The sequence below is a fragment of the Buchnera aphidicola (Acyrthosiphon lactucae) genome (genome assembly GCF_005083565.1).
Lineage (GTDB): Bacteria > Pseudomonadota > Gammaproteobacteria > Enterobacterales > Enterobacteriaceae > Buchnera > Buchnera aphidicola_AH.
Genome location: NZ_CP034891.1, coordinates 551,178 through 577,079 on the forward strand (window position 1 = coordinate 551,178; position 25,902 = coordinate 577,079).

Genomic DNA, 25,902 nt, shown 5'->3' on the forward strand with positions numbered 1-25,902 from the left:
ATTTAATTCAGATTAGCTTTTTTTAGCATAGACTCATATTGATTAGACATTATCAGTGTTTGGATTTGAGTAATGAAATCCATAATAACTACAACAACAATTAATAAAGACGTTCCACCAAAATAAAAGGGAACATTCATAGCACTTCGCATAAATTCTGGGATTAAACAAATAAATGTAATATATAAAGAACCAAATAGTGTCAATCTTAACATAATTTTATTAATATATTTTGCTGTTTGTTCACCAGGTCTAATTCCTGAAACAAAAGCACCTGATTTTTTTAAATTATCTGCTGTTTCACGAGGATTAAATACTAATCCTGTATAAAAAAAACAAAAAAATATTATTGCAGATATATAAAAAATTAGATATAAAGGTTGATTAGGTTGTAAATAAAAAGATATAGTTTTTAACCATTGATTATTTACTTTACACCAAGATATAATAGTTGCAGGAAATAAAACAATACTGGAAGCAAAAATAGCAGGTATAACACCAGACATATTAATTTTTAAAGGTAAATGAGTACTTTGAGCAGAGTAAATACGACGACCTTGTTGACGTTGTGCATAATGTACAGTAATTCTTCTTTGTCCTCTTTCCATAAAAACAACAAAAAAAATTACTAAAAAAATTAATAGTAAAACAAATAAAAATGATAAAAGATTTAAATCTCCCAGCCTTGTTTTTTCAATAGTATTTCCAATAGCTGATGGTAGACCAGCTATTATTCCAACAAAAATAATAATTGAAATACCATTACCAATACCATATTCTGTAATCATTTCTCCTAACCACATTAAAAACATAGTACCAGTTACTAAACTTATGATAGCAATCAAATAAAAATAAATATCAGTATTTATTATAATTGTACGCATTCCTATTATATTAGGAAGAGTAGTAGCAATTCCAATAGACTGTATGAGAGCTAATATTAAAGTAGCATATCTAGTATACTGATTAATTTTATGTCGTCCAGATTCTCCTTCTTTTTTAATTTCAGATAAAGTTGGATATACTAATGTAAGTAATTGAATAATAATAGAAGCTGATATATAAGGCATAATTCCTAAAGCAAAAATAGAAGCACGACTTAAAGCGCCACCAGAAAACATATTGAACATGTCTACAATAGTGCCTTTTTGTTCATTTAATATTCTAGATAAAATTGTAGTATCGATTCCAGGAATTGGAATGAAGGAACCAATACGAAAAACTATGATAGCTGCTACTAGAAAAATAATTCTCTGTTTCAGCTCACTAACACTTTTTTTAGTATTTTTAAAATTTAATCCTAGTTTCTTAACCATTATTTACCGCTTATCCTTCAACTTTACCACCAGAATTTTCAATTTCAAAACGAGCACCTTTAGTAACAAGCAAACCTCGGATTGTTAAAGATACTTTTAATTTTCCTGTCAGAATGATTTTTGCATATTTAATGTTTTTTTTAATAATATTTTCTTTTTTCAGTATATTAAGATCAATAATATTTGTAGATAAATTTGACAAATCTGATAAACGAACTTCTGTTGTAATATTTTTTTTTCTAGAATTAAAACCAAACTTAGGAAGTCTTCTATATAAAGGCATTTGTCCTCCTTCAAAACCACGACGAATGCTGCTTCCTGATCTAGATTTTTGACCCTTATGACCACGACCTGAAGTTTTACCAAAACCTGAACCGATGCCACGACCTAATCTTTTTCGATTTTGACGTGCTCCATTTGCTGGAGAAAGATCATTTAAATACATGTTTCTATTCCTCTTGTATTTTTAAAATATAAGAAATCTTTTTAATCATACCTTGAATAGATGGTGTATCTTCACGTATTACAGTATGTCCGATATGACGCAATCCAAGTCCAATTAAAGTTTTTTTATGCTTAGGCAATCTTCCTATAGCACTTTTAATTTGAGTAATTTTTATATTTTTCATTAAATATAATTTATCCTAGTATATCTTCAATACGTTTATTTCTTTTAGCAGCTATCATTTCTGGAGATTTCATATTCACTAAACCATTCATAGTAGCTCGTACGACATTGATTGGATTAGTAGAACCATAAGTTTTAGCTAATACATTATGTATTCCTGCTACTTCTAAAACTGCACGCATAGCTCCACCTGCAATAATTCCAGTTCCATCAGAAGCAGGTTTCATAAAAATATTTGATCCAGTATGAGAACCTTTTAATGCATGTTGTAAAGTTTTATTTACTAATGGTATAGTAATCATATTACGTCTAGCTTTTTCCATAGCTTTTTGAATAGCAGCAGGAACTTCACGTGCTTTTCCATAACCAAATCCTACTCGTCCATCTCCATTTCCTACGACAGTTAATGCTGTAAAAGAAAATATACGACCACCTTTTACAGTTTTTGAAACACGATTTACTGTAATTAATTTTTCTTGTAAATCAATATTATTTTTTTTTTCAATATTAGCCATACTATAATTTTCGCCTTAAAACTTCAGTCCAGTTTCACGTGCAGATTCAGCTAAAACTTGTACACGACCGTGATATTTAAAACCTGATCGATCAAAAGAAACATGATCGATTCCTTTTGACAAAGCGCGTTCTGCAATAATTTTACCTATTTTTGCTGCAGCTTCTTTATTTCCTGTATATTTTAAATTACAATTTATTTTTTTTTCTAGTGTCGAAGCAAATACTAATACTTTTGATTCTATAGAAGAAATTATTTGAGCATACATATGACGTGGTGTACGATGAATAACTAGCCGAATAGAACCTAATTTTTTAATTTTACAACGTGTTTTCATAGCACGACGAACACGAGAAATTATTTTATTTTTACTGGAAAAAATCATTTTATTTCTTCTTAGCCTCTTTCATGCGTACAATTTCATCTGCGTATCGTATGCCTTTTCCTTTATACGGTTCCGGTACACGATAAGAACGCAAATTAGCTGCAACTTGTCCAACTAATTGCTTATCTATTCCTTGAATAACAATTTCTGTTGGTGATGGATTTTCTATATTAATACCTTTAGGTAGACGATATGTAATTATATGAGAATAACCTAATGACATATTAATTATGTCGTCTTTTATTATAGAAATACGATAACCAACTCCAGATAATTGTAATTTCTTGCTGAATTTTCTAGAAACACCTATAATCATAGAATTTACAAGAGCTCTTGAAGTTCCTGCTTGTGCCCAACTATCAGAAAAACCAAAACGTGGTGAAAAAATTATTTTATCATTTAAACATTCAATTTTAACTGATTGGTGAATAGTACGTGAAAGATGACCATATTTTCCTTTAATTAATATATCTTGTAAATCTAATTTAATATTAACACCAGAAGGAATAATAATTGGACGTTTAGCTACGCGAGACATTGTTTCTCCATTATTAAGCTATAGAACATATAATTTCACCACCAAGACCTACTTGACGAGCCATACGGTCTGTCATCACTCCTTTAGAAGTAGAAATTACTGCTATTCCTAGACCTGACATAACTTTCGGTAAATTATTCTTTTTTTTATATATACGTAAGCTAGGACGACTAATACGTTGAATCGTTTCTACTACAGGTTTCCCTTTAAAATATTTTAAAACCACTTCTATTTCTAATTTAATTTTACCTATAATTTTATAATCTTTAATATAACCTTCTTGTTTTAATAATTCGATAATTGCTTTTTTTAATCTAGATGAAGGTATTTTAACAGAATATTTATTAGCTGATTGACCATTTCGAATACGAGTCAACATATCTGCTACTGGATCTTGCATACTCATTTTTAAACTCCAAAACCTGAAAAGGTATATTTTACCAACTTGCTTTTTTTAAACCAGGTATTTCACCTTTCATTGCAGCTTCTCTTAATTTAATACGACTTAATCCAAATTTACGTAAAAAAGCATGAGGACGACCTGTTTGACGACACCTGTTTCTTTGACGTGATGGACTAGAATCACGGGGAAAAGATTGCAATTTAAGAACTGCATTCCAACGTTCTTCCTCTGAAAAAGTCATATTAGAAATAATATTTTTTAATTCATTACGTTGTGTGTAAAATTTATTAGCTAATTTTACACGTTTAACTTCACGTGCTTTCATTGATTGTTTAGCCATTGATAACCTTATTTTACTTGCGAAAAGGGAAATTAAAAGCAGATAATAATAGACGAGCTTCATGATCAGATTTAGCAGTAGTGGTTATTGTTACATCTAATCCACGAACTCGATCAATTTTATCATAATCAATTTCAGGGAAAATAATTTGTTCGCGTATTCCTAAACTATAATTTCCTTGACCATCAAAAGAATTACTTGATAATCCACGAAAATCACGAATACGCGGAACAGCAATACTGATTAGACGCTCAAAAAAGTCCCATTTTTTCTGACCACGTAATGTAACTTTACATCCAATAGGATAGCCTTGACGAATTTTAAAACCAGCAACAGATTTACGAGCTTTAGTAATCAGTGGTTTTTGTCCAGATATTGCTGTTAGATCTAAAATAGCATTATCTAAAATTTTTTTATCAGAAGCAGCAGCACCCACGCCCATATTTAAGGTGATTTTATCAATTTTAGGAACCTGCATAACCGAACTATAATTTAGTTTAAGCATAAGCTGTTTAATAACTTTTGATTTATAATAATTATATAATGTTCCCATTATATTACTCCAAACTATTGAATCGTTTTACTATTAGATTTAAAAAAACGAACCTTTTTCCCTTCTTCGAATCTAAAACCAATGCGATCTGATTTATTAGATTCAGGATTCAAAATAGCAATATTTGATATGTGAATAGGTGCTTCTTTTTCTACAATACCACCATTTTTATTTTGAGATGGGATTGGTTTTTGATGTTTTTTAATTAAGTTTAGACCATTAATAATCACTTTTTTTAAAGATAAAAAACTTTTAATAATACCTGTTTTACCTTTATCCTTTCCAGTTATTATAATAACCGAATCATTACGGCGTAACTTTGATGCCATTATTTATTCCTTAAAAATTATATTATTAAAGAACTTCAGGAGCTAATGAAATAATTTTCATAAATTTTTCTGTTCTTAATTCACGAGTAATAGGTCCAAAAATACGAGTTCCAATAGGTTGTTCATTATTATTTAACACAACACAAGCATTAGTGTCAAAACGAATAACAGAACCATCAGATCGTCTAACTCCTTTTTTAGTTCTCACTACCACTGCTTTAAGAACCTCACCTTTTTTTACTTTTCCTCTAGGTATTGCTTCCTTAATTGTGATTTTAATTACATCACCGATGCCTGCATAACGACGACGTGAACCACCTAAAACTTTAATACACATAGCAGATCGTGCACCTGAATTATCAGCTACATGGAGAATAGTTTGTTCTTGAATCATATTTTTAAAACTCCAGTCATTCTAATTAGACTCAATAAAAAAATTATTAATTAAAATAATTTAATTATAACACTACTTGAATTTTATTAATATAAAACATGAGCAGACCTGAGTTTGTTCATGTTTTTTATCTTTTAAAACACTGTTTTTTCGATAATACGAACTAAAACCCACGATTTTTTTTTGGAGATTGGACGAGATTCTTTAATCTCTATTAAATCCCCTATAGTACATTCATTTTTCTCATCATGAATATGAAGTTTTGTAGTACGTTTAATAAATTTTCCATAAATAACATGTTTTACAAAACGTTCGATTGCTACTACTGCAGATTTTTGCATCTTATTACTTATCACACGACCTTGTAATGTTCGAATTTTTTGCATTATTTTATCCTTTCTTTTTCATCTAACAAAGTCTTTACTTGTGCAATATTTCGTCTAACTTTTCTTAATAAATGGGGCTGTTTTAATTTTCCAGAAACAGATTGCATCCGAAGATTAAATTGTTCTCGTAATAATTGTAAAAGTTCTGTATAAAGATCTTTTGTATTTTTTTTTCTAAATTCTACTATTGCTTTCATTACATCACCATCTTAGTTACAAAAGTAGTTTTAATTGGTAACTTTGCTGCTGCTAGTTTAAATGCTTCACGAGATTCTTCTTCAGTAACTCCATCTAATTCATAAAGAATTTTACCAGGTTGTACTAAAGCTACCCAGTATTCAACATTACCTTTACCTTTTCCCATTCGTACTTCTAATGGTTTTTGAGTGATCGGTTTATCAGGAAATATGCGTATCCACATTTTTCCTTGTCTTTTAATACAACGAGTTATAGCTCTTCGCGCAGATTCAATTTGACGAGCAGTTAAGCGTCCTCTATCAATGGCTTGTAAACCAAAAGAACCAAAGTTAATATTAGTACCAGATGCTAAACCACGATTTCGACCTTTATGCATTTTCCGAAATTTAGTGCGTTTGGGTTGTAACATTATTAGATTCTCTCTTACTTTCTATTTTTACGATATTGCTTCTTGGTCTGAACAAAAGGTTTTTCTAATCTTTCAACAGTTTCCATACCACCTAATATTTCACCTTTAAAAATCCACACCTTAACACCAATTACACCATATGTTGTATGTGCTTCTGAAATACTATAATCAATATTTGCACGCAGGGTATGAAGAGGTACTCTTCCTTCTCGATACCATTCTCTACGAGCTATTTCTGCTCCTCCTAAACGTCCACTTACTTCAACTTTAATACCTTTTGCACCTTGTCTCATTGCGTTTTGAACAGATCTTTTCATAGCACGTCGAAACATGACTCTTCGTTCTAACTGAGAAGTTATACTATCAGAAACAAGTTTAGCATCCAATTCAGGTTTACGTACTTCAGAAATATTAATTTGAACTGGTACTCCAGTGATTTTAGCAATAGCAGTTCTTAATTTTTCGACATCTTCACCTTTTTTTCCAATAACAATACCAGGTCTAGCAGTATAAATTGTAACTCGAATACTTTTAGCCGGTCTTTCAATAATAATTCGAGAAATTGATGCTTTTTCTAATTTTTTCATTAAAAATTGACGTACTTTATAGTCACTATCTAAATAATCAGCAAAATCTTTAGTGTTAGCAAACCAAACAGAATTCCATTTTTTTATTATACCCAATCGCATACCATTAGGATGTACTTTCTGACCCATTACTGATTCTCCTCAATGTTAACGATCAGACACAATTACAGTAATATGACTAGTACGTTTTAAAATACGATCTGCACGTCCTTTAGCACGTGGCATCATTCTTTTCATTGTTGAACCTTCATTAACAAATATTTTTTTTATTCTTAATTTATCTATATCAGCACCATCATTATGTTCTGCATTTGCTACAGCTGATTCCAAAACTTTTTTTACTAAAATAGCTGCTTTTTTATTAGTATAAGTTAAAATATTTAATGCTTCTGGAACTTTTTTCCCACGAATTAAATCTACAATTAAACGAACTTTTTGAGCTGAAGAACGTGCTTGACGATGTTGAGCTAAAGTTTCCATTGACTCCTCTTTTATCTTTCTATTTTAATCAACGTTTTTTTACCTTTTTATCAGCACTATGTCCTCTATAAGTACGAGTCAAGGAAAATTCACCTAATTTATGTCCTACCATTTCTTCAGTAATAAAAACAGGAATATGATTACGACCATTATGAATAGATATTGTTAAACCTACCATATTTGGAAAAATTGTTGAACGTCTTGACCAGGTTTTAATAGGTTTTTTATCATTTATTTTTACTGATTTTTCCACTTTTTTTAATAAACTTACATCAATAAAAGGACCTTTCTTAAGAGAACGTGGCATAAAGGTGATTCCCTCACAATAATTATTTTCTACGATGACGTAAAATAAATTTCTCAGTACGTTTATTCTTACGAGTTTTTTTACCTTTTGTTTGAATTCCCCATGGAGTAACTGGATGCTTACCAAAATTTCTTCCTTCACCACCACCATGAGGATGATCAACAGGATTCATAGCTGTACCACGAACAGTAGGACGCACACCTATCCAACGAGATGCTCCTGCTTTTCCTAAAACTTTTAACATATGTTCAGAATTACCTACTTCTCCAATAGTTGCTCTACAATTAGATTGAGTTTTTCTCATTTCACCAGAACGCAATCTTAAAGTTGCATATTCTGCATCAAATGCTACTAATTGTACATAACTTCCTGCAGAACGAGCTATTTGACCACCTTTTCCAGGCTTCATTTCTACATTATGAATAAATGTACCTACTGGAATATTTTTTAGTGGTAAAGAATTTCCTATTTTTATAGGAGAATGTGCTCCAGAGATTATCGTATCTCCTATTTTTAAATCTTTTGGAGCTAAAATATATTTTCTTTGACCATCTTTATATAATATTAGAGCAATATTAGAAGATCGATTAGGATCATATTCAAATCTTTCTACAGTAGCTTCTATACCATCTTTATTTCTTTTAAAATCTATAATACGATATGCTCTTTTGTGTCCACCACCAATATGACGAGTTGTAATCCTGCCATTATTATTACGTCCTCCGCTTTTACTTTTTTTTCTCAACAATAAAGAAAAAGGTTTTCCTTTATATAACTGTGTATTCACAACTTTGATCACGTGGCGACGACCCGGAGATGTCGGTTTGCATTTAACAATTGCCATTGTTTTGTCCTCCGACTACTCTGTATTACCTATGAAATCTAAATTATACCCTTTTTTAACTTTAATATACGCTTTCTTCCAATTACTTTTCTGAATAACACGATTAGATTGACGCTTTTTTTTTCCTTTAATTTTTAATGTATTGATACTATCAACTTCTATATTAAATATTTTTTTTACTGCGCATTTTATTTCATATTTAGTAGCATTATTTAAAACTTTCAAAACAACAGTATTAAATTTCTCTATAGATATAGACGATTTTTCAGATACATGTGGAGAAAGTAATATTTTTAACAAACGTTCTTCAGATATCATGAAAGCATTTCCTCTATTTTTCTGACTGCTTCAACAGTAATAACAACATGCTCAAAAGCAATTAAACTAACAGGATCTATAGAATGAACATCTTTCACATCAACTGAATATAAATTTCTAGATGCAAGAAATAAATTATTATCTATTTTATTAGTAATAATAAGAACATTTTTTAAATTTATATCCTGCAATTTCTGTACTAAAAGTTTTGTTTTAGGTAAATCTAATGAAAAATTTTTAAAAACTATTAATCTTTTTTGACGTATTAATTCAGAAAAAATACTTTTCAACGCACCACGATACATCTTTTTATTAACTTTCTGATTGTATTCTTGTGGTTTTGCAGCAAATGTAACGCCCCCTGATCGCCAAATTGGACTTCTAAAAGATCCTGCTCGTGCACGACCTGTACCTTTTTGACGCCAAGGTTTTCTACCTGAACCAGAAACTTCAGCGCGACTTTTTTGTGCTCTCGTACCTTGACGGGTAGATGCTGAATAAGCAATAACGACTTGATGAATCAGAGCTTCATTAAAATCACGAGAAAAAATAATTTCAGAAACACTAAGAACATCTTGTACGTCTTTAACTACTAATTCCATGCTTTACTCCTCACTGCTCAAACCTTAATAGCTGGTTTAACGATAAGATCACTACCGGTAGCACCGGGAACAGCACCTTTTACTAAAAGAAGATTTCTTTGTTCATCGATATGTACTATATTTAAATTTTGTACAGTCACACGATTATTTCCTAATTGTCCTGCCATTTTTTTGCCTTTAAAGACTCTACCCGGAGTTTGATTTTGACCAATAGAACCGGGTACTCTATGAGATAAAGAGTTTCCGTGTGTTGCATCTTGAGTATGAAAATTCCAACGTTTTACTGTGCCGCAAAAACCTTTTCCTTTAGATATACCTGTAACATCAACTTTTTTTATGTTATTCAAAATATTAATTGTAATACTTTGTCCCACTTGAAAAGTTTCATTATTATCAATTCTAAATTCCCATAAACCACGACCAGGAATTACGCCAGACTTTAAAAAATGTCCTGCTTTTGGTTTAGTTAATCTATTTGTTTTTTTTATACCAGTTGTTACTTGAATAGCACAATAGAGATCAGTTTTTATATTTTTTATTTGCGTAATTCGATTTTCTTGTAATTCAATTACTGTAATAGGAACTGAAGATCCTTCTTTAGTAAAAATACGAGTCATTCCGATTTTTTTGCCAACTAAACCAATCATTTATTTAATACCTTAAACATATCTATCTGATTAACCTAAACTAATTTGTACATCTACACCTGCAGCAAGATCTAATCGCATAAGTGCATCAACAGTTTTTTCAGTAGGCTCTACTATATCAATTAAACGCTTATGTGTACGAATTTCATATTGATCACGTGCATCCTTATTTACATGTGGAGAAACTAAAATAGTAAAACGTTCTTTACGAGTTGGAAGAGGAATTGGTCCACGCACTTGTGCACCAGTTCTTTTTGCTGTTTCAACAATTTCGGTAGTTGATTGATCAATTAATCTATGATCAAAAGCTTTTAAACGAATACGAATTCTTTGGTTCTGCATTAGACCAGAACTCCAATTATTTACAAATTGAAAATTTAATCTGCTCTGAATAGATCTATATTATTTAGAGTAGATATAATTAATTATTACTATATAACTCCTATATCAGGAGTATTTTTTTAAAGTATATAAAGATTTAATTAATATGATTTTCATCATATAAAAAATTAAATTTTAATTCTATGAATCTATTAAAAAAATGACTTATTTATACTTTAATTTAACATATATAAATCAAGAAAAGAGCATTTTATACTCTTTTCTTAATAAATTCAACTAGATATCAGTATAAAAATATTTTAAACATAAAATTATTAAAGCAAAACTTTAGAAACTACACCAGCTCCAACAGTACGACCACCTTCACGTATAGCAAATCGTAATCCATCAGCCATTGCAATAGGATTAATTAAAGTAACAGTCATTTTTATATTATCTCCTGGCATAACCATTTCGACACCTTCCGGTAATTCAATAGAACCTGTTACATCAGTAGTTCTAAAATAAAACTGAGGACGATATCCTTTAAAAAATGGAGTATGACGCCCACCTTCTTCTTTGGATAGAACATAAACTTCAGACTCAAATGTTGTATGTGGATGAATACTACCTGGTTTAGCTAAAACTTGTCCTCTTTCAATTTCATCACGCTTTGTACCACGAAGCAAAACACCTACATTTTCTCCAGCACGACCTTCATCTAATAATTTTCTAAACATTTCTACGCCTGTGCAAGTAGTTTTAGTTGTTTTTTTAATTCCAACAATTTCAACTTCTTCACCTACCTTAATTATACCTTTTTCTACTCGTCCAGTTACTACTGTACCTCTTCCTGAAATAGAAAAAACATCTTCTATTGGTAATAAAAAAGGTTGATCTATTGCTCGTTTCGGTTCAGGAATATAGCTATCTAAAAATTTAGATAAATCAATGATTTTTGATTCCCATTCAGGATCACCTTCTAATGCCTTAAGAGCTGAACCACGAATAATAGGAGTGTCATCTCCAGGAAAATCATATTGTGTTAATAAATCGCGAACTTCCATTTCCACTAATTCTAATAATTCTTCATCATCTACCATATCACACTTATTAAGAAAAACAATAATATACGGAACACCTACTTGTCTTCCAAGTAAAATGTGTTCTCGAGTTTGAGGCATCGGTCCATCAGTGGCTGCAACAACTAATATAGCACCGTCCATTTGAGCTGCACCAGTAATCATATTTTTAATATAATCAGCATGGCCAGGACAATCTACATGAGCATAATGCCTAAACTCAGTATCATATTCTACATGAGAAGTATTAATTGTAATACCTCTTGCTTTTTCTTCTGGTGCATTGTCTATCTGATCAAAAGCACGAGCAGAACCACCAAATTTTTTAGATAAGACAGTTGTAATAGCTGCAGTTAAAGTTGTTTTACCATGGTCTACATGACCAATTGTACCTACATTTATATGAGGTTTTAAACGTTGAAATCTTTCTTTAGACATTTTTTTTTCCTTATATAAAATATCTATGTAAATAAAACATTGTATACATTATAAAAGAAAAATTCTACTTTTCTCTTCTTTCAATAATATCTTTAGAAATATTATATGGAGCTTCTACATATTTTAAGAATTCCATAGAATAAGATGCTCTTCCTTGAGTTTGAGAACGTAAGTCAGTAGCATAACCAAACATTTCAGATAAAGGAACGCATGCATTAATAATTTTACTAACAGATAAATCTTGCATACCTTCAATAATACCTCTTCGACGATTCAAATCGCCTATAACATCTCCCATATAATCATCTGGTGTTTCTACTTCAACTTTCATAATTGGTTCTAATAAAACTGGTTTGGCTTTTTTAAAACCAGTTTTAAAAGCCGCAGAAGCAGCTAACTTAAAAGCTAATTCAGATGAGTCAACATCATGATAAGAACCAAAATAAAGACGAATTCCAATATCAACTACAGGATAACCAGATAAAGGACCACATTTTAATTGTTCTTGAATTCCTTTATCAACTGCTGAAATATATTCATTTGGTATAACGCCTCCTTTAATATCATTAATAAATAAATATCCTTTTCCTCCAGGATCCAATGGAAATAATTCTATAACAACATGACCATATTGACCTCTTCCACCCGATTGTTTGATATGCTTCCCTTCAACATCTTCAACTTTATTAAGAATAGTTTCACGATATGCTACTTGAGGCTTTCCAATATTAGCATCAACGCTAAATTCTCGTTTCATACGATCAACGATAATTTCTAAATGCAATTCACCCATTCCAGAAATTATAGTCTGATTGGATTCTTGATCGGTTTGTACTCGAAATGAAGGATCTTCTTTCGCTAATCGTCCTAATGCTAAACCCATTTTTTCTTGATCAGCTTTAGTTTTAGGTTCTACAGAAATAGATATTACTGGTTCAGGAAATTCCATACGTTCTAATATAATCGGCTGATTTAAATCACACAAAGTATCACCAGTAGTAACATCTTTTAAACCAATAGCAGCAGCTATATCACCTGCATGTACTTCTTTTATCTCTTCTCTTTTATTAGCATGCATTTGAACAATTCTACCAAATCTTTCTCGTTGAGACTTAACAGAATTAAATACAGTATCTCCAGATTTCACTACTCCTGAATAAACACGAAAAAACGTTAAATTTCCTACAAATGGATCGTTAGCAATTTTAAAAGCTAAAGCAGAAAATGGCGCTTTATCATTTGAATTTCTAATGGCTGGAGTGTGTTTACTATCATTTAAGACACCTTTAATATCTTGAACATCATCAGGAGCAGGTAAATATTCAATTATCGCATCTAATAAAGCTTGAACTCCTTTATTTTTAAAAGCTGATCCGCAGGTAATAAGCACAATTTCACTATTTAAAGCACGTTTTCGTAAAGCAGATTTAATTTCATGTTCAGATAATTCAATTCCATTTAAATATTTTTCCAAAAGATCTTCGTTAGACTCTACTGCAGACTCAATTAAATTTTGATTCCATTTTCGTGCTAATTCAACCATTTCTGTAGGAATTTCATGATAAATAAATGTTAAACCTTGATCAGATTCTTTCCAATGAACAGCTTTCATTTTAATTAAATCAATAATACCAACAAAAGTATCTTCTGATCCAATAGCTAACTGCAAAGGAACTGGATTAGCACCTAAACGTGTTTTAATTTGTTTGACTACTTTTAAAAAGTTAGCTCCCATACGATCCATTTTATTTATAAATGCTATACGAGGAACATTATATTTATTTGCTTGACGCCACACAGTTTCTGATTGAGGTTGTACTCCTCCCACTGCACAATAAACCATAACAGCACCATCTAAAACACGCATTGAACGTTCTACTTCAATAGTAAAATCAACATGTCCAGGTGTATCAATAATATTAATTCTATGTGGTTTAAATTGTTTAGCCATTCCACTCCAAAAAGTGGTAGTAGCTGCTGATGTAATAGTAATTCCTCTTTCTTGTTCTTGTTCCATCCAATCCATGGTAGCCGCACCATCATGAACTTCACCAATTTTATGATTAATTCCTGTATAAAACAAAATTCTTTCAGTAGTAGTTGTTTTACCTGCATCTATATGTGCACTAATTCCAATATTACGATATCGAGAAATAGGTGTTGTACGAGACATTATCTTTCTCTCATTTTTTAGGTTTTAAAAAGTTACACCTCATAAGTTGAATTGATATAATTGCCTCAATATACTTTATAAGTAACACAAAAAAATATCACTCTAATAATACTACCAACGATAATGAGCAAAAGCTTTATTAGCTTCTGCCATCCGATGTACTTCTTCTCTTTTTTTAACCGCTGTACCTTTATTTTCTAAAGCGTCATAAAGCTCATTAGATAATCGTAAAGACATAGATTTATCAGGACGTTTACGAGCAGATTCTACAATCCAACGCATAGCTAAAGCATTACGTCTTACTGGACGAACTTCTACAGGTACTTGATATGTTGATCCACCAACTCGACGAGATTTAACCTCGACCGTTGGACGTACATGTTCTAAAGCTATTTCAAATGCTTCTAGTTCTTTTTTATCTGTACGTTTAGATAAATTTTTTAAAGCAGTATATACAATAACTTCCGCAATAGATTTTTTACCATCTATCATAAGAATATTAATAAATTTAGCTAATAATTCTGAAGAAAACTTTGGATCTGGTAAAATTTTTCGAGTACTGATAATACGACGACGTGGCATAAGTGACTCCATTTAATAAAAAATATATAAATCATACCTTTTTTATGTTTTTGATTTTTTAACACCATATTTAGAACGACCCTGTTTTCGTTCTTTAACACCAGCACAATCTAATGAACCTCTAACAACATGATACCGAACTCCAGGCAAGTCTTTAACACGACCACCTCGTATTAAAATAACAGAATGTTCTTGTAAATTATGACCTTCGCCTCCAATATAGGCAGTTACTTCAAAACCATTAGTCAATCTTACACGACATACTTTACGTAATGCTGAATTTGGTTTTTTAGGTGTAGTAGTATAAACTCTAGTACAAACACCTCTTTTTTGAGGACTTTTTCCTAATGCAGGAACATTACTCTTAACAACTTTTCGTACACGAGGTTTACGGACCAATTGATTTACTGTGGCCATAAAAAAACTCCTATCATTTCAATTAATTTTCTGAAAAATATCAACATAATATAAATAAAAAAAATATTTTCTATTATCATGAAGAATTTTAGGATTGGGTATTTAAATTAAATATCACTTAGTATTTTTTACCAAGTCATTTGTTTTTTATGTTTAAGTGTTAATGAAACGAAATGAATATAACTTATCAAAATAAACTTGTTAGAGATATTTTTATGAATCCCTCGTGCATAAACATCTTCTTTTATAAGATATAATTTCACTGAAGACATGATTATTTTTTTTAAAAAAATATTATCTTTTAATGCAATAAGCACACCATCTTGAAGTGCTAAAAAATCATCTGATTTTTTTAACATACTTATAATAAGAGAAATATTAGTCTCAAAAGGAGATTTCATTAAAGTATGTAACATATTTATAAACCTTAAAAATTAATAATTGCATCATAATTATCTAATTTTAAACGCATAATATATGAATCTAATATATCTACATTTAATATAAAATTATTTTTTTTACTATTAAATCCTCGTTCAATTAATGATTTTTTACAACAATAAAAATCTTTTATATTATAAAAAGATAATATAGAAAAAGAAGATATATAATTACGAGCTAAAATATTTTCTGTTTGATGACTTTTAATTAATTGCAAAATACCGTCACCAATAAAAAACAAACTGATTTTTTTAAAAACTGATGAAAGGCTAAAAATAGCATCTAATCCTTCTCTACCAAAACTAGTTCCATGTGGAGAATGAGAAAAAACAAAAGCAACTATCTTCATTATAATAAAAATACCAAATTAAAATTGTATTATACGATCACATATTTTTATAGAATTAGCTAATTCTATTAAACCACTTAATTCAAAAAAAAATGCTAGATTACCTTTTTTTATATTCATATTAAATTCTTTTTCATCTTCTATAATACCTCTTCTTAAAGCCGCACTATTGCAAACATATAATTTAACTTGATATTTTTTATTTAATTCTTGCCATGCTTTAATTAAGTTGAATTCATCAATTGCTGGCGTGGTCATACTATTAGCATTAAGAACACCATCACAATAAAAAAAAACACTGTGTAATATGTGTTTAGTTTTTAATAACGCTTTACAAAATAAAAAAGCAGTACTTGAATTTTGTGTTCCATAAGCTGCTCCAGTTACTAATATCGTATAATTCATTTTTTAAAATTTTGCACCAAATATTATTACAATAATCTTTAATTATATCATATTTTAAAAACTGATGATAAAGATAAGTATATTATGATTTATTAACTACATCTAATAATTCTATATCAAAAATTAAAGTAGAATTCCCTGGAATACCATTAACTTCTTTTTCTCCATATGCTAAATTAGGCGGTATTACTAACTTGATTTTACCACCTTTTTTTATATATTTTAAACCTTCTTGCCAACCTAATATAACATCTTTCAAAATCAATGATACAGGCTTATCTCGTTTGTAAGAATTATCAAATTCTATACCATTAACAAATGTACCTTTATAATGTACAGTAATTTTTGTATCATTGGTTAATGCTTCACCTTCTCCTTCTCTTTCTAGAAGATATAGAAGACCACTAGATGTTTTCTTGACACCATTTACTTTAGAAAAATTTTTCATATATGATTCTCCTTGAATAAAATTTTCTTTTTCTTTTTTTTCAATTTGAATTTTAGTTGCATTTTTTAATTTTTCTTCTAATTCTTCAAGAATTAAAGAAATTTCTTGATGTGAAAGCTTTAAATTACCAGAAACTGCATCTTCTATTCCTTTTAGAAGACTTTTCTTATCTAATTTAATTCCTATTTTTTTTTGATTTTCAAAAGATTGATTGACATAATGACCTAATGAAACACCTAAAGCATAACCTATTTTTTCATTATGATTTTGAAATACATGATCGTTTTTTGAATAAGATTGTAAATGAACATCAGATAAAGATTTTGTTAGTGAAAACGATTTTGGTACATATAATATTATAAATAAGAATATTATTCTTTTTAGAAGAAAATAAATCATTCGTGACTCCAAAAAAACATATAAAATATTATATGTTTTATTATCAATATATTTTTTTCTGCAGTATATTTTTTTTAAATATATTTAAAACAATTTTTTAAAAATTTTTTAACTAAAACGATAAAAAAATATTTTATCTATTATTACAAGTATAAGTAAATGATAAAATATATTCAAAATAATCTAGAAATTAAAAATAATTTAATTTTACTAAACAATGCAAAAATATATTAATTATTTTTAGAAGTGTAATCATATTGCGGTCTAATTATGGAAAAATAATATTATTTTTTATAAAAAATTTTATTTTTTAAATAAATAAAATTTTTAGAAAAATAGTTTTTTTGTATTACATATTATATAAAAATAAAATATCCTCTTCATAAAAAATATTTGAAATACTATATCAATTAATAGTTCTTGACTCGTATTTTTTTAAATAATTTAAAATATTGATTAATAATATTTAATTTAAATATGATTTTTTTAGACTTTTTTATAACTCCGAAGAAAAATTTTTTAGTATTAATAATATCGATAACAGATTCGGCTACTGAATAAGAAAGAGTATTCTTACCATATCTAATACCATGTATTAGAGGCTTTATTACAGATGCAACTTTATTCATCGTTAACATTGTACTTATTGGAAATCCTCTACCTAAAGATTTTGCAAGAGTTAAAATATCTGGAATTATTCTATAATATTCATAACAAAATAATTTGTCATTTCTACCCATTCCATTTTAGATTTAATCAAAAATTAATAGTAGATTATATTGATTACATAATTCTCTTAATTCTTTCATAAACGCAACACTTGCTGATATTATTCTACCTTCACCTTGAATTAATTCCATAACTATTGCACATGTATTATTAATGATGTTTTTTACAGTATTAATATCATTAAATGAAGAATGTATTATTCCTAAGGCTTTTAGACTAAAATTATCAGAATATTTTGATTATCTACCAACAGAAAAAGTAAAAAATATACATCTATAAAATAAGTTATAAAACGAAATAATTCTATTTTTTCTAATATTATATATTTTAGATGAGTAATAACGTGCTAATTTAAAAGCAGCTTTATTAGTTTCTACGCCAGAATTTGAAAAAATACTTGTAATACAAAGCTAAAAGAAACTAATTTCTTAGCTAATCTAATAGCTGATTCAGTAAAAACATTACTAATATCCTATAAAATTTTACTTTTATTTTTTAATATTTTATTTAATAAAAGATGACAATATTTTAATTATCTTAATGATGTAACTACGATACTCCAGAAAAATGAATATATTCTTTTCCTTTTACAGGAATAAAAGAAACTGGATTATAAAAAGATAAAATCAACTTATGGAAAGTATCTCGTGTAATTAACATTTTTTTTGATATCATTAAATTTTCTAAAATATATTTATTAAAAAAAAATTGTAGAGAATTATTTTGATAAAAAAAGAAAAAAATATGTAAAACTTTCACAATAAAATATACATTATATTTTATTAAAATTAAACTTAATTTGTTAATAACATATTAAAAAAATTAATTAATTTTTTTATTAAAAATTAAAAAATAAAATGTATTTAATTATATTTTTGTAAAAAATCGATGAAAAGGTAATAAAAAATGAAAAATATTAATCGAGTAGGACTTACATGGATTAGTTTTTTATCATATGCATTTACCGGTGCGCTAGTTGTAGTTACTGGTATGATTATGGGGAATATTTCCGACTATTTTCATTTATCCATATCTCAGATGAGTAATATATTTACTTTTTTAAATGCAGGAATATTAATATCAATTTTTATAAATTCTTGGTTAATAGAAATTATATCATTAAAAAAGCAACTGGTATTTGGATTTATACTTACTATTATGGCTACTATCGGTATAGTTCTTAGTAATAGTATATTTTTATTTTCAATAAACATATTTATACTTGGATTAGTGAGCGGGATTACTATGTCAATCGGTACATTTATTATTACTCATCTATATTCAGGATCAAAAAGAGGCTCTCAGTTATTATTAACTGACTCTTTTTTTAGTATGTCTGGTATGATATTTCCAATTATTACAGCTTATCTTTTAGAAAAAAAAATTATTTGGTATTGGACTTATGTATGCATAGGAGTAATCTATTTATTCATTTTTTTACTAACAATTAATTTAAATTTTATCAAATTTAAAACTGATATTAAAAATATTAAAGAAATAAAAGAAAAATGGAATTTTAATGTATTTTTATTATCAATTGCAGCATTACTATATATCCTGGGACAATTAGGATTTATTTCCTGGGTGCCACAATACGCTACTGAAATCATGAATATTAATATAAAAAAAACTGGTAGTTTAATAAGTGGTTTCTGGATGTCTTATATGCTTGGAATGTGGTTTTTTAGTTTTATAATTAAATTTTTTAATTTATATCGTATATTTATGTTTCTTACAAGCATTTCTACAATACTTATGTATTTTTTTATTCATAGTGAAAATTTTCTAAATCAACAGTATATAATTATTGGTCTAGGTTTTTTCTCTAGTGCTATTTATACTATAATTATAACATTAGCATCGTTACAAACAAAAAAACCTTCTCCAAAATTAATTAATTTAATTTTACTATCTGGCACAATTGGAACTTTACTTACATTTATTGTAACTAGTCCTATAGTAGAAAGAAAGGGATTATATATGACTTTAATTAGTTCAAATATATTATATGCTATAGTATTTTTTCTATCTATTTTAATTTATTTAAATACAAAAAAAATAAGAATTAAATAAAATTTTATAATAAAAATTTTTTTTTAAAATAAACTAGAAAAAATAATTCTGGTTTATTTAAAATAGTGGAATTAATCCTAATTTATCATATATATTTTTTAAGGTTTTTTCAGATTTTAATTGAGATTGAATTGCTCCTTCATAAACTATTTTCTTTAAATAAGATTCATCATAACGATAATTATGATAAGATTTTTGTAGTTTAGATAAAAATTTAGACAAATAATCTGCAACAATGTTTTTAAATTCTGAATACATTATACCTTCTAGTTCTTTTATTAAAACATTAATATTTTTATTAGTAATAGCAGAAAGAATTTCCAACAAATTTGAAATTCCTGGTTTTTTTTCTATATTGTAATATATTTTAGATGGCATTTCTGAATCAGTAATGGCATGTTTTATTTTTAATATAGCAGTTGGGATGTCATCTAATAAAAAAATTACATTATTTTTATTAAAATCAGATTTAGACATTTTTTTATTTGGCTCTAATAATGACATAATTTTAGAACCATATTGAGTAATTAATGGTTCAGGTAATGTAAAAATATTTCCATATAAAGAGTTAAAACGATTAGCTATATTTCGTGTTAATTCTACATGCTGCTTTTGATCTCGTCCTACTGGAACAAAATTAGTTTGATATAATAAAATATCTGCTGCCATTAAAATTGGATAATTAAATAAAGCTACGTTTGTTTTTTTTGCGCATTTTTTTTCTATTTTTCTTTTAATCTTAAATTGAGTCATACGAAGTAATTCTGAAAATTGACTAAAACAATTCAAGATCCAATTTAATTGGCCATGTTGATAAACATGAGATTGAATAAAAATAGTACTTTTATTAGGATCCACACCACAAGCTAAATAAAAAGACAGTGTATCTAATATAGATTTTTTTAAATTAATTTTTTTTTCTTGTATAGTTAACGCATGTAAATCAGCAATACAATAGAGACAATCATAATTATTTTGCATGTCTGACCAATGACGCATTGTTCCTATATAATTACCAAGAGTTAAATTTCCAGAAGGCTGTATTGCACTAAATAAAATAGGTTTAGAAGAAATCATTTTAAATTCCAAATGAAATATTAATGAATAGATCTAGAATAAGCATGTTGTAATTCTTTTCGAATCTTTTCGATGATAAATTCATAATTAGAATATTTAAATAATCCTGATCCAATTACAAAAACATTGGCTCCAGAAAATGCAATCTCAGCAATATTATCTAATTTTACTCCCCCATCAACTTCTAAAAGAATATCAGGAAAATTACTATCAATAATTTTTCTTACTGCACGTAATTTATTTAATGTAGATGGTAAAAAAGACTGATTTCCAAATCCTGGATTTACTGACATTAATAAGATTAAATCTAATTTTTCTAATATATAATCAAGAAAATTAAGTGGTGTTGCAGGATTAAAAGCTAGTCCTACTTTACATCCATGTTCTTTAATTAAATTTAATGTTCGTTCAATATGAAGCGTTGCTTCTGGATGAAAAGTAATAAAAGTTGCGCCTGCTTTAGCAAACTGAGGAATTAAATTATCTACTGGTTTTACCATCAAATGAACATCAATTGGCGCTTTAATATTATAATTACGCAATGATTCTAATATCATAGGTCCCATACTTAAATTAGGAACATAATGATTATCCATAACATCAAAATGTATTAAATCACTTCCTGCATCTATTACTTTTTTTGTATCTTCTCCTAAACGTGCAAAATCAGCAGATAAAATTGATGGAGCTAAAAAAAACTTTTTCATCTTAATTTCCCTATCTTTAATTAAATTAGATTATTATAACATTAATTATATTATGCTAATAATTTTTTAAATTTTTACAACTTTTATAGTATAAATAACAGAACATTTAGATCTCATGAAATATAAAAAAATATTTTTTATACAATAAGTATGTTAAAAATGATCTTAATTTGATACTGGAAAAGGAATAAATTTTTTAAAACATATTATATAAGATATACTAATTTTCTATTTTAATATAAATCAAAATCATTAATGTAATTTTTGGTAAAATTCGCATTTTTAAAAAAATAAAGTAAATCATATAATATTATAAGAAAAACAGATAAAAAAATTCTTTTTAAGTATGTTAAAAAATTGATAAATTTATCTTATAGAAAAAAATAATTTTTTATAAAAAATAAAATAAAATTAAATTTATCTTTGAAATCATATCAACATAATTTATTGTAGAAATGTCTATTAAAATATAGAAAATTATTAATTTTTAATAGTGATTAGAAATTTTATTATATATAATAAAATATATAGAATAAAAATGTAATTTATTAGTACAAGGATTAAAAAAATTATGTATAATCAATAAAATTTAAAAAATAATTTTTTTTCAAAAAATTAATAAATTAATAAAATCACAATTGATATCTACTAAAATATAATTATAATGGTTAGTATTAAGAAACTGATCTGTTACCTGAAAAAATTTAATTAAACATTTTCTCAGAAAATCTTAAGAAAATAATTTGATATTTAATACATTGATCTTAATAACTTTAAAAAACAGAATTTTTCAAAAAAATCTGTACTTTTAATTAATTATTTTGATGCGATAATATTTTTTTAAAATATCATTTTTACTCTCTATAGTTTTATTTTTATAATTTAAAATATATTAATTATGGAATATTTTTTAAAATTTTTATTAGAATACATAGATTTTAAAAAAATATTTTTTAATGATCAATATAACTTTTACATTAAAAATATAGAATATAGTTTCTTTTTAAAGAATAAAACTATAAGAGCAAAAAATAGTAAAAACTATATTATAATATAAATAATTTTAATATTTTAGATAATAAAAAATTTATTGAGAATTTTTAATAGCAGTTAAAATAATATTTTTATCTATATTACTATAAATTTCTGCTTTTCCAATAGATAGTGGTAAAACTAATCTAATCTCTCCTGAAATTACTTTTTTATCTCTCATCATATACGGAATATATGAAGCAGCAGACATATTTTTTGGTCCTTTTATAGGTAAACCAGTTCTTTTTAACAATAAAATAATTCTTTTAAAATCTGTTGTTTTTAAATATCCTAGTAATTCAGCAGTACGTGCAGCCATTACCATACCTACTGATATTGCTTCACCATGAAGCCAATTTCCATAACCTGCATGAACTTCAATAGCATGACCATATGTATGGCCTAGATTTAATAGTGCTCTAAAATTATTTTCTCTTTCATCTAAGGAAATTAATTGTGATTTTAGTTCACAACATTTTTTTATACAATAAGACATTGCTGTATTATTAAGAGATAAAATAGCTTCAATGTTTTCTTCTAACCAAGAAAAAAATGTTTCATCAAAAATAATAGCATATTTAATTACTTCTGCCATACCAGATACTAATTCAGTATACGGAAGTGTCTTTAAACAATTAATATCAATAATTACAGAGGACGGTTGCCAAAAAGAACCAATCATATTTTTACCAAGTAAATGATTAACGGCTGTTTTTCCACCTACAGAAGCATCAACTTGAGATAAAAGCGTGGTTGGGATTTGAATAAAACGTACACCTCTCTGATAAACAGAAGCAGCAAAACCGGCTAAATCACCTATTACACCTCCACCTAATGCAATTAAAGTTGTATCCCGACCATGTTTTTTTTCTAATAAAGCAGAAATAATTAATTCCATTTCATTTAATGTTTTATACTGTTCACCATCTGATAAAATTACTTGATCTATTTTAATTCCAGATTTCCTTAAATGATAAAAAATTTTATCTTTTAAAAGATTAGCTAATGTTTTATTGGTTACAAGCATTGCTTGATCACCTGGTTGTAAAGGCCAAAAAATATTATCTTCTTGAATAATATTAGATCCTATAGTGATAGGATAACTGCGTTTTCCTAGAACAACTTTTAATCGTTCCACAATTTTTCACACTCCATAAATTATTTATTATCAATCTTTATTATATTTCTTCTAATAAACTAATTATATTAAAAGCTACAGATTTAGCACTTTTATCATCAGTTTGAACTTTTATATCTGCAATTTCTTCATATAAAGGATTTCTTTCATAAGCTAGATTTTCTAATATAATACGATTTGAAGTGACGGATTGTAATAATGGTCTTTTTTTATCTCTTTTGGTACGTGCTAATTGTTTTTCAATTGTTGTTTCTAAATAAATAACAATACCTCGAGATGATAGAAAATTGCGAGTTTCTTTAAACTTAACTGAACCTCCACCTGTAGCAAGAATAATACCTTGTTTAATAGTTAATTCTTCAATGATTTTTCGTTCTCTCAAACGAAAACCACTTTCACCCTCTACATCAAAAACCCAACTTATATCAGCACCAGTACGTTTTTCAATTTCTTGATCAGAATCAAAAAATTCCATGTTAAGTTGTTGAGACAATTGACGACCAATAGTACTTTTTCCAGCACCCATAGGTCCAATTAGAAAAATATTTCGTTTTTCTGCCATGTTTTTATTACTAAGATAATTAGTTAATAATACCAATGCTCAGCATATTTTGCTGGCAGGACATAAACAAACATTGAAAATAGAATAAAAATTAATTATTTTAAAATAAATTATGAATATTTTTTAAATGTAGAAATATTTTATAAATTTCTATAAAATGATATTTATAAAAATCTTAATGAAATTATTCTACATTCAGGATCAATAAATATTTTAAAAATATTTGTATTATTTGTTCATTAATCAATTGCATCCTTTTAATTAATATAAAAAAACATAAAATAACTATTTTTTTAAAAAAATATAAATATATTCTATCAGAATCAGCATAATTTTTTCTATTTTTATTTTTAAAAAACAATCTTTTCTATTTATAAAATAAAATATTAAATTTAATTTAATTAAAATAAAATCTAAATAAGTAAAAACTTGACGTAATTTATTTTTTTATATTAAAATAAAAAAATAACTTTTCAGTATTTTCTTAATAAATGGTGAGGTGTCCGAGAGGCTTAAGGAGCACGCCTGGAAAGCGTGTATATGGAAACGTATCAAGGGTTCGAATCCCTTTCTCACCAAAAAAAAATTATATATTATACTTAAAAAATAAAATATTTCTTATAAAATAGACTCTAAAGCTAGTTCAATCATATCGTTAAAACTTGCCTCTCTTTCTATTGATGAAAGAGACTCTTTTTTTATAATATGATCAGATACTGTACATACTGATAATGCTTGAGCTTTTAATTCAGAAGCTACACCATATATTCCTGCAGTCTCCATATCAACTCCAATAATATTATATCTTTTCAAAATATTTATCATTTTTTTATCATCATTATAAAAAGAATCTGTCGTAAAAAAATTACCGACAGATACTTTAATTTTCATTTTTTTTGCAATTAAAACTGTTTTATAAATCATATCAAAATCTGCAATAGCAGAAAAATCATGATTATTAAATCTTATTCGATTTACTTTCGAATCAGTACAAGCACCCATGCTAATTACTATATCACGTAATTTAATATCATCTCGTACAGAACCACACGTACCTATGCGAATAATTTTTTTTACATTAAATTCAACAATTAATTCTCTTGTATAAAGAGAAGCTGATGGTATTCCTATACCATGACTCATAATTGAAATTTTTTTATTTTTGTAAAATCCAGTATAGGCTAACATTAAACGAGTATTATTTACTTGAATATAATTTTTTAAATATTTTTCAGCAATATATTTTGCTCGTAATGGATCTCCCGGCATAAGAACTATCTCTGAAAAATCATTTTTTTTACTATTAATATGAGGAGTAGACACTAATTTTTTCCTTTTTAACACATAAAAA

37 protein-coding genes, 1 tRNA gene and 1 pseudogene are annotated in these 25,902 nt (G+C 27.3%); 2 read left to right on the forward strand and 37 right to left on the reverse strand.

What is annotated here, in order from left to right; all coding sequences use genetic code 11:
* Positions 1-2 precede the first annotated feature (2 nt).
* The 32 genes and pseudogenes from secY to D9V61_RS03200 all read right to left on the reverse strand — a co-directional run bounded on the left by secY (position 3) and on the right by D9V61_RS03200 (position 18,637).
* Positions 3-1,316, reverse strand: a complete 1,314-nt coding sequence (gene secY / locus D9V61_RS02565; protein WP_158339664.1) for a preprotein translocase subunit SecY — start codon at positions 1,314-1,316, stop codon at positions 3-5.
* 10 nt (positions 1,317-1,326) lie between these two features.
* Complete coding sequence (rplO, locus tag D9V61_RS02570; RefSeq protein WP_158339665.1) at positions 1,327-1,761, reverse strand: 50S ribosomal protein L15; 435 nt, start codon at positions 1,759-1,761, stop codon at positions 1,327-1,329.
* A 4-nt stretch (positions 1,762-1,765) separates the two neighbouring features.
* The gene (rpmD, locus tag D9V61_RS02575) at positions 1,766-1,945 is read right to left on the reverse strand and encodes a 50S ribosomal protein L30 (RefSeq protein WP_158339666.1); all 180 of its coding nucleotides are present in this window, start codon (positions 1,943-1,945) and stop codon (positions 1,766-1,768) included.
* A 10-nt stretch (positions 1,946-1,955) separates the two neighbouring features.
* The gene (rpsE, locus tag D9V61_RS02580) at positions 1,956-2,459 is read right to left on the reverse strand and encodes a 30S ribosomal protein S5 (protein ID WP_158339667.1); all 504 of its coding nucleotides are present in this window, start codon (positions 2,457-2,459) and stop codon (positions 1,956-1,958) included.
* A 15-nt stretch (positions 2,460-2,474) separates the two neighbouring features.
* On the reverse strand, positions 2,475-2,843 hold the full coding sequence (gene rplR / locus D9V61_RS02585) for a 50S ribosomal protein L18 (protein WP_158339668.1): 369 nt from the start codon (positions 2,841-2,843) through the stop codon (positions 2,475-2,477).
* Between the two features lies 1 nt (position 2,844).
* Positions 2,845-3,381, reverse strand: coding sequence for a 50S ribosomal protein L6 (rplF, locus tag D9V61_RS02590; protein WP_158339669.1), 537 nt, complete (start codon positions 3,379-3,381; stop codon positions 2,845-2,847).
* A gap of 13 nt (positions 3,382-3,394) precedes the next feature.
* Entirely contained in the window at positions 3,395-3,787 is a 393-nt protein-coding gene (gene rpsH / locus D9V61_RS02595; RefSeq protein WP_158339670.1) for a 30S ribosomal protein S8, read from the reverse strand.
* 31 nt (positions 3,788-3,818) lie between these two features.
* Positions 3,819-4,124 carry a 30S ribosomal protein S14 gene (gene rpsN, locus D9V61_RS02600; protein ID WP_158339671.1) on the reverse strand — a complete coding sequence of 102 codons (306 nt, stop codon included), beginning with the start codon at positions 4,122-4,124 and terminating at the stop codon, positions 3,819-3,821.
* Positions 4,125-4,137: 13 nt separating this feature from the next.
* Positions 4,138-4,677: a 50S ribosomal protein L5 gene (rplE, locus tag D9V61_RS02605; RefSeq protein ID WP_158339672.1), complete on the reverse strand. Its 540-nt coding sequence runs from the start codon at positions 4,675-4,677 to the stop codon at positions 4,138-4,140.
* Between the two features lie 14 nt (positions 4,678-4,691).
* Entirely contained in the window at positions 4,692-5,006 is a 315-nt protein-coding gene (rplX, locus tag D9V61_RS02610) for a 50S ribosomal protein L24 (RefSeq protein WP_158339673.1), read from the reverse strand.
* 25 nt (positions 5,007-5,031) lie between these two features.
* Positions 5,032-5,400: a 50S ribosomal protein L14 gene (gene rplN / locus D9V61_RS02615; RefSeq protein WP_158339674.1), complete on the reverse strand. Its 369-nt coding sequence runs from the start codon at positions 5,398-5,400 to the stop codon at positions 5,032-5,034.
* 134 nt (positions 5,401-5,534) lie between these two features.
* A complete protein-coding gene (gene rpsQ / locus D9V61_RS02620; RefSeq protein ID WP_187308788.1) occupies positions 5,535-5,789 on the reverse strand; it encodes a 30S ribosomal protein S17 in 255 nt (84 codons plus the stop codon).
* Positions 5,786-5,983 carry a 50S ribosomal protein L29 gene (gene rpmC, locus D9V61_RS02625; RefSeq protein WP_158339676.1) on the reverse strand — a complete coding sequence of 66 codons (198 nt, stop codon included), beginning with the start codon at positions 5,981-5,983 and terminating at the stop codon, positions 5,786-5,788. The genes rpsQ and rpmC overlap by 4 nt, the downstream gene beginning before the upstream one ends.
* Positions 5,983-6,393, reverse strand: a complete 411-nt coding sequence (rplP, locus tag D9V61_RS02630) for a 50S ribosomal protein L16 (RefSeq protein ID WP_158339677.1) — start codon at positions 6,391-6,393, stop codon at positions 5,983-5,985. Before rplP ends, rpmC begins: the two co-directional genes overlap by 1 nt.
* 14 nt (positions 6,394-6,407) lie before the next feature.
* Positions 6,408-7,109: a 30S ribosomal protein S3 gene (rpsC, locus tag D9V61_RS02635; RefSeq protein WP_158339678.1), complete on the reverse strand. Its 702-nt coding sequence runs from the start codon at positions 7,107-7,109 to the stop codon at positions 6,408-6,410.
* Between the two features lie 18 nt (positions 7,110-7,127).
* Positions 7,128-7,460 (reverse strand): 50S ribosomal protein L22, encoded by a 333-nt coding sequence (gene rplV / locus D9V61_RS02640; protein ID WP_158339679.1) that lies wholly within the window; start codon positions 7,458-7,460, stop codon positions 7,128-7,130.
* A 28-nt stretch (positions 7,461-7,488) separates the two neighbouring features.
* The gene (rpsS, locus tag D9V61_RS02645; protein ID WP_158339680.1) at positions 7,489-7,767 is read right to left on the reverse strand and encodes a 30S ribosomal protein S19; all 279 of its coding nucleotides are present in this window, start codon (positions 7,765-7,767) and stop codon (positions 7,489-7,491) included.
* A 22-nt stretch (positions 7,768-7,789) separates the two neighbouring features.
* The gene (gene rplB, locus D9V61_RS02650; protein WP_158339681.1) at positions 7,790-8,611 is read right to left on the reverse strand and encodes a 50S ribosomal protein L2; all 822 of its coding nucleotides are present in this window, start codon (positions 8,609-8,611) and stop codon (positions 7,790-7,792) included.
* A 15-nt stretch (positions 8,612-8,626) separates the two neighbouring features.
* Positions 8,627-8,929 (reverse strand): 50S ribosomal protein L23, encoded by a 303-nt coding sequence (rplW, locus tag D9V61_RS02655; protein ID WP_158339682.1) that lies wholly within the window; start codon positions 8,927-8,929, stop codon positions 8,627-8,629.
* Entirely contained in the window at positions 8,926-9,531 is a 606-nt protein-coding gene (rplD, locus tag D9V61_RS02660; protein ID WP_158339683.1) for a 50S ribosomal protein L4, read from the reverse strand. The genes rplW and rplD overlap by 4 nt, the downstream gene beginning before the upstream one ends.
* 17 nt (positions 9,532-9,548) lie before the next feature.
* Entirely contained in the window at positions 9,549-10,178 is a 630-nt protein-coding gene (rplC, locus tag D9V61_RS02665) for a 50S ribosomal protein L3 (RefSeq protein ID WP_158339684.1), read from the reverse strand.
* 30 nt (positions 10,179-10,208) lie between these two features.
* On the reverse strand, positions 10,209-10,520 hold the full coding sequence (gene rpsJ / locus D9V61_RS02670) for a 30S ribosomal protein S10 (protein ID WP_009874476.1): 312 nt from the start codon (positions 10,518-10,520) through the stop codon (positions 10,209-10,211).
* A 314-nt stretch (positions 10,521-10,834) separates the two neighbouring features.
* Positions 10,835-12,019 carry an elongation factor Tu gene (tuf, locus tag D9V61_RS02675; protein WP_158339685.1) on the reverse strand — a complete coding sequence of 395 codons (1,185 nt, stop codon included), beginning with the start codon at positions 12,017-12,019 and terminating at the stop codon, positions 10,835-10,837.
* Positions 12,020-12,083: 64 nt separating this feature from the next.
* On the reverse strand, positions 12,084-14,192 hold the full coding sequence (gene fusA / locus D9V61_RS02680; protein WP_158339686.1) for an elongation factor G: 2,109 nt from the start codon (positions 14,190-14,192) through the stop codon (positions 12,084-12,086).
* Positions 14,193-14,303: 111 nt separating this feature from the next.
* On the reverse strand, positions 14,304-14,774 hold the full coding sequence (rpsG, locus tag D9V61_RS02685; RefSeq protein WP_158339687.1) for a 30S ribosomal protein S7: 471 nt from the start codon (positions 14,772-14,774) through the stop codon (positions 14,304-14,306).
* Positions 14,775-14,816: 42 nt separating this feature from the next.
* Positions 14,817-15,191: a 30S ribosomal protein S12 gene (gene rpsL / locus D9V61_RS02690; protein ID WP_158339688.1), complete on the reverse strand. Its 375-nt coding sequence runs from the start codon at positions 15,189-15,191 to the stop codon at positions 14,817-14,819.
* 128 nt (positions 15,192-15,319) lie between these two features.
* A complete protein-coding gene (gene tusB / locus D9V61_RS02695; protein WP_158339689.1) occupies positions 15,320-15,607 on the reverse strand; it encodes a sulfurtransferase complex subunit TusB in 288 nt (95 codons plus the stop codon).
* 11 nt (positions 15,608-15,618) lie between these two features.
* Positions 15,619-15,981, reverse strand: coding sequence for a sulfurtransferase complex subunit TusC (gene tusC / locus D9V61_RS02700; protein WP_158339690.1), 363 nt, complete (start codon positions 15,979-15,981; stop codon positions 15,619-15,621).
* 18 nt (positions 15,982-15,999) lie between these two features.
* On the reverse strand, positions 16,000-16,386 hold the full coding sequence (gene tusD / locus D9V61_RS02705) for a sulfurtransferase complex subunit TusD (protein WP_158339691.1): 387 nt from the start codon (positions 16,384-16,386) through the stop codon (positions 16,000-16,002).
* 82 nt (positions 16,387-16,468) lie between these two features.
* Positions 16,469-17,233, reverse strand: coding sequence for an FKBP-type peptidyl-prolyl cis-trans isomerase (gene fkpA / locus D9V61_RS02710; protein WP_187308777.1), 765 nt, complete (start codon positions 17,231-17,233; stop codon positions 16,469-16,471).
* Between the two features lie 410 nt (positions 17,234-17,643).
* A pseudogene (locus tag D9V61_RS03195) lies at positions 17,644-18,162 on the reverse strand (aminotransferase class III-fold pyridoxal phosphate-dependent enzyme).
* Positions 18,163-18,511: 349 nt separating this feature from the next.
* A complete protein-coding gene (locus D9V61_RS03200; RefSeq protein ID WP_261979459.1) occupies positions 18,512-18,637 on the reverse strand; it encodes a hypothetical protein in 126 nt (41 codons plus the stop codon).
* Between the two features lie 231 nt (positions 18,638-18,868).
* Between D9V61_RS03200 and tsgA the strand changes: the two genes are divergently transcribed.
* The gene (tsgA, locus tag D9V61_RS02720; protein WP_158339692.1) at positions 18,869-20,035 is read left to right on the forward strand and encodes an MFS transporter TsgA; all 1,167 of its coding nucleotides are present in this window, start codon (positions 18,869-18,871) and stop codon (positions 20,033-20,035) included.
* 57 nt (positions 20,036-20,092) lie between these two features.
* Here the strand turns inward: tsgA and trpS are convergent, their stop codons facing one another.
* From trpS to aroK, 4 genes are all read right to left on the reverse strand, one after another.
* The gene (gene trpS / locus D9V61_RS02725) at positions 20,093-21,112 is read right to left on the reverse strand and encodes a tryptophan--tRNA ligase (protein WP_158339693.1); all 1,020 of its coding nucleotides are present in this window, start codon (positions 21,110-21,112) and stop codon (positions 20,093-20,095) included.
* A gap of 20 nt (positions 21,113-21,132) precedes the next feature.
* Positions 21,133-21,819 carry a ribulose-phosphate 3-epimerase gene (rpe, locus tag D9V61_RS02730; RefSeq protein WP_158339694.1) on the reverse strand — a complete coding sequence of 229 codons (687 nt, stop codon included), beginning with the start codon at positions 21,817-21,819 and terminating at the stop codon, positions 21,133-21,135.
* A gap of 1,087 nt (positions 21,820-22,906) precedes the next feature.
* Positions 22,907-23,989 carry a 3-dehydroquinate synthase gene (aroB, locus tag D9V61_RS02735; RefSeq protein ID WP_187308778.1) on the reverse strand — a complete coding sequence of 361 codons (1,083 nt, stop codon included), beginning with the start codon at positions 23,987-23,989 and terminating at the stop codon, positions 22,907-22,909.
* Positions 23,990-24,029: 40 nt separating this feature from the next.
* The gene (aroK, locus tag D9V61_RS02740; RefSeq protein WP_158339696.1) at positions 24,030-24,551 is read right to left on the reverse strand and encodes a shikimate kinase AroK; all 522 of its coding nucleotides are present in this window, start codon (positions 24,549-24,551) and stop codon (positions 24,030-24,032) included.
* A gap of 493 nt (positions 24,552-25,044) precedes the next feature.
* Between aroK and D9V61_RS02745 the strand changes: the two genes are divergently transcribed.
* Positions 25,045-25,129: transfer RNA gene (locus tag D9V61_RS02745), tRNA-Ser, on the forward strand.
* A gap of 40 nt (positions 25,130-25,169) precedes the next feature.
* Here D9V61_RS02745 and deoD read toward each other — a convergent pair.
* Positions 25,170-25,874, reverse strand: a complete 705-nt coding sequence (gene deoD, locus D9V61_RS02750) for a purine-nucleoside phosphorylase (RefSeq protein WP_158339697.1) — start codon at positions 25,872-25,874, stop codon at positions 25,170-25,172.
* Positions 25,875-25,902: the final 28 nt, after the last annotated feature.

Bases quoted from the DNA above. Each gene is read 5' to 3' on its own strand.
- rplR (WP_158339668.1), bottom strand. From the start codon at position 2,843: ATGATTTTTTCCAGTAAAAATAAAATAATTTCTCGTGTTCGTCGTGCT.
- rpmC (WP_158339676.1), bottom strand. From the start codon at position 5,983: ATGAAAGCAATAGTAGAATTTAGAAAAAAAAATACAAAAGATCTTTAT.
- fusA (WP_158339686.1), bottom strand. From the start codon at position 14,192: ATGTCTCGTACAACACCTATTTCTCGATATCGTAATATTGGAATTAGT.
- rplC (WP_158339684.1), bottom strand. From the start codon at position 10,178: ATGATTGGTTTAGTTGGCAAAAAAATCGGAATGACTCGTATTTTTACT.
- rplN (WP_158339674.1), bottom strand. From the start codon at position 5,400: ATGATTCAAGAACAAACTATTCTCCATGTAGCTGATAATTCAGGTGCA.
- rpsH (WP_158339670.1), bottom strand. From the start codon at position 3,787: ATGAGTATGCAAGATCCAGTAGCAGATATGTTGACTCGTATTCGAAAT.
- rpsJ (WP_009874476.1), bottom strand. From the start codon at position 10,520: ATGCAGAACCAAAGAATTCGTATTCGTTTAAAAGCTTTTGATCATAGA.
- rplO (WP_158339665.1), bottom strand. From the start codon at position 1,761: ATGTATTTAAATGATCTTTCTCCAGCAAATGGAGCACGTCAAAATCGA.
- rpsS (WP_158339680.1), bottom strand. From the start codon at position 7,767: ATGCCACGTTCTCTTAAGAAAGGTCCTTTTATTGATGTAAGTTTATTA.
- rpsG (WP_158339687.1), bottom strand. From the start codon at position 14,774: ATGCCACGTCGTCGTATTATCAGTACTCGAAAAATTTTACCAGATCCA.
- rpsN (WP_158339671.1), bottom strand. From the start codon at position 4,124: ATGGCTAAACAATCAATGAAAGCACGTGAAGTTAAACGTGTAAAATTA.
- tusC (WP_158339690.1), bottom strand. From the start codon at position 15,981: ATGAAGATAGTTGCTTTTGTTTTTTCTCATTCTCCACATGGAACTAGT.
- tusD (WP_158339691.1), bottom strand. From the start codon at position 16,386: ATGAATTATACGATATTAGTAACTGGAGCAGCTTATGGAACACAAAAT.
- rplD (WP_158339683.1), bottom strand. From the start codon at position 9,531: ATGGAATTAGTAGTTAAAGACGTACAAGATGTTCTTAGTGTTTCTGAA.
- rplB (WP_158339681.1), bottom strand. From the start codon at position 8,611: ATGGCAATTGTTAAATGCAAACCGACATCTCCGGGTCGTCGCCACGTG.
- aroK (WP_158339696.1), bottom strand. From the start codon at position 24,551: ATGGCAGAAAAACGAAATATTTTTCTAATTGGACCTATGGGTGCTGGA.
- trpS (WP_158339693.1), bottom strand. From the start codon at position 21,112: ATGATTTCTTCTAAACCTATTTTATTTAGTGCAATACAGCCTTCTGGA.
- tsgA (WP_158339692.1), top strand. From the start codon at position 18,869: ATGAAAAATATTAATCGAGTAGGACTTACATGGATTAGTTTTTTATCA.
- D9V61_RS03200 (WP_261979459.1), bottom strand. From the start codon at position 18,637: ATGATATCAAAAAAAATGTTAATTACACGAGATACTTTCCATAAGTTG.
- rplE (WP_158339672.1), bottom strand. From the start codon at position 4,677: ATGGGAACATTATATAATTATTATAAATCAAAAGTTATTAAACAGCTT.
- rplF (WP_158339669.1), bottom strand. From the start codon at position 3,381: ATGTCTCGCGTAGCTAAACGTCCAATTATTATTCCTTCTGGTGTTAAT.
- rplX (WP_158339673.1), bottom strand. From the start codon at position 5,006: ATGGCATCAAAGTTACGCCGTAATGATTCGGTTATTATAATAACTGGA.
- rpsE (WP_158339667.1), bottom strand. From the start codon at position 2,459: ATGGCTAATATTGAAAAAAAAAATAATATTGATTTACAAGAAAAATTA.
- rpsC (WP_158339678.1), bottom strand. From the start codon at position 7,109: ATGGGTCAGAAAGTACATCCTAATGGTATGCGATTGGGTATAATAAAA.
- tuf (WP_158339685.1), bottom strand. From the start codon at position 12,019: ATGTCTAAAGAAAGATTTCAACGTTTAAAACCTCATATAAATGTAGGT.
- rplP (WP_158339677.1), bottom strand. From the start codon at position 6,393: ATGTTACAACCCAAACGCACTAAATTTCGGAAAATGCATAAAGGTCGA.
- rplV (WP_158339679.1), bottom strand. From the start codon at position 7,460: ATGGAAACTTTAGCTCAACATCGTCAAGCACGTTCTTCAGCTCAAAAA.
- rpsL (WP_158339688.1), bottom strand. From the start codon at position 15,191: ATGGCCACAGTAAATCAATTGGTCCGTAAACCTCGTGTACGAAAAGTT.
- rpmD (WP_158339666.1), bottom strand. From the start codon at position 1,945: ATGAAAAATATAAAAATTACTCAAATTAAAAGTGCTATAGGAAGATTG.
- rpe (WP_158339694.1), bottom strand. From the start codon at position 21,819: ATGAAAAAGTTTTTTTTAGCTCCATCAATTTTATCTGCTGATTTTGCA.
- rplW (WP_158339682.1), bottom strand. From the start codon at position 8,929: ATGATATCTGAAGAACGTTTGTTAAAAATATTACTTTCTCCACATGTA.
- secY (WP_158339664.1), bottom strand. From the start codon at position 1,316: ATGGTTAAGAAACTAGGATTAAATTTTAAAAATACTAAAAAAAGTGTT.
- fkpA (WP_187308777.1), bottom strand. From the start codon at position 17,233: ATGATTTATTTTCTTCTAAAAAGAATAATATTCTTATTTATAATATTA.
- tusB (WP_158339689.1), bottom strand. From the start codon at position 15,607: ATGTTACATACTTTAATGAAATCTCCTTTTGAGACTAATATTTCTCTT.